This window comes from Acetivibrio sp., from assembly GCF_035371925.1.
Lineage (GTDB): Bacteria > Bacillota > Clostridia > Acetivibrionales > Acetivibrionaceae > Hungateiclostridium.
In genome coordinates, this window is record NZ_DAORXT010000081.1 from 1 (window position 1) to 2,120 (window position 2,120).

The 2,120-nt window shown below is 34.2% G+C and carries 2 pseudogenes; both read left to right on the forward strand.

What is annotated here, in order from left to right:
* Positions 1-1,139: pseudogene (locus PLH43_RS10545) on the forward strand (hypothetical protein); the annotation flags it as partial.
* 28 nt (positions 1,140-1,167) lie between these two features.
* Positions 1,168-1,269: pseudogene (locus tag PLH43_RS10550) on the forward strand (IS200/IS605 family transposase); the annotation flags it as partial.
* Between the last annotated feature and the right edge of the window lie 851 nt (positions 1,270-2,120).

Below are 2,120 nucleotides of genomic sequence, written 5' to 3' on the forward strand. Positions count from 1 at the left end.
AACCGGGAAACTATGCATCAAGAGCAGAAGCTTTTGCTTTGCTTGCAAATTATGTTAGAAATTTTATTGACAAGGATTTGGATGAAATACCCGAAAAAACTCCCGGTACAACTCATGACCAGGTTTCACCTACTCCAAAGCCTGTGACATCATCTTCACCTTCCGGTTCCGGTTCAACAATTGAAAGTGGGCCGTTTAAAGGTAAATCGGTTGATGACTTTTTATATGTATCGGGCGGAGATTTTAGAATTTTTAATGAAGAACAGAAAAAAGCCACTATCGAAGGCGTATTTGACCAAGAAAATGTAAAAAAGATGTACTACAATGTGAAATACTATGGATTTGATATGGAAACTCCTAAGATGGAAAAAGATAATATTACAAATGGGTTAATCGCTCTAGGTCCAAAAGAAGAAGAAAAAGGAATATTTAATGAAAACAAAACCCCATATGGTTGGGCACTCAAAGATTTTGAACTTAACAAGGACTATTTTAAGATTAATATTATTTTAGTGATAGAAGACCAATATGGAAATAATCTTACTAAAACTTTGACAAATATAAATGATAAGGATTCGGACGGAGATGGACTGTCTGACTATGAAGAGGTATACATATACAATACAAATCCGTTAAATTCCGATACCGATGAAGATAAACTTTCAGATTATGAAGAAATTAATATTTATGGAACAGATCCATTAAATCCCGATACCGATGAAGATGGCTTAACAGATTACGAGGAAGTTAAAGCATGGGTTATTTTAGAATTAGGTTCGATAGTATCAATTTTTTATAATGCTCCTGAATACGAAGAGATGGGAATTGAAGGCATGGAACTTGTATCTGAAAAATATGGCTATAAAAAAGAGCAGATAATTTTGGGATTGGATCCCCTAAATCCCGATACGGACGGAGACGGACTTCCTGACGGTTATGAATTTAGAATTTTGGGTACTGATCCGACACGCAAGGTAACATATGGTATGAATGTACCGGATGTTGACCTTGATATTGATGGAGATGGACTTTCAAACTGGAATGAGTTTATAAATGGAACAGATCCATGGTTAGAAGATACAGATGGAGACGGTATTAGTGATTATGATAAGGTTCATACGCAAAAACAGATTAATTGAATACCATACGGACGGAAATGGGATTGATTATGTGAGTACATTAGGATTAAATGAGGCAACAATAAAAAAATATATGCAAAAGCAAGAAAAGCATGACATTATGATTGACGAATTAAGTGTAAAAGAATATGGATACCCCTTAAGGGGTATCCAGCAATACATTTGTTCCTTTAGGAGCAGCAAAAAAGGTGAAGGCATTGTAATTTGCTCAACGTGAAGGCTAGCCTTTCTAGGCTCAGGACGGTGACACCCTATTATAGATGTTTGCTCTTATTTTTGATTTGAATCAACATATTAATTGGCATTTTCTATTTTAAGCTTGCAGGAAATGGAAATTCTCGACTGGAGTTTTTTCTTTCTAATATTTGCTCAAGCTGCTGTGTTGTGTTTTTCAATCGGCATTGCTATGTTTTTTTGCTTATAGTTGTTTTTTGCCATCTTATTACTCCAAACAAGACTATGTTTATTGTTGTGTTGATGTTATTTTATATCACGGGAGATTTATTATACTGTTCATTATTTACAGGTAATGATTTAAGGTTTTGACAGGAGAAGTTTAGGGTGGAATGAATTTCTAATTGGGTTTTGCTGATGTAGTTATTTGGAGTTTTTTTGAAGTATGGCAATGATATTTACGATATATGTGATATATACTTCAATGGGAAAGTTTTACTTGTAAGTCCATTGAAAAAATAGCTAATTTATGGTATATTTTAACTGTGGTTAGAGAAATATTTGGTAAAATGTGGTTCTAAAATTATTGCAAAATTTTTATCGACAGTCCTCTAGTCCTTGAAAAAAGTGGGTTAGATGCCTATGTTGGTGACTCAAAAATGCGTGAAATTTGATAAAAATGGGGCTTTTTTTAATGAAATTTGCTTAAAAAAGTTCCGTCAAAAAATTTCCGTAAGGCTTGAAAATGGCGGGATACGACTCCGAGGACGTTGAAGTGGTACTTCCAGTAAAACAAGGATTGAAACC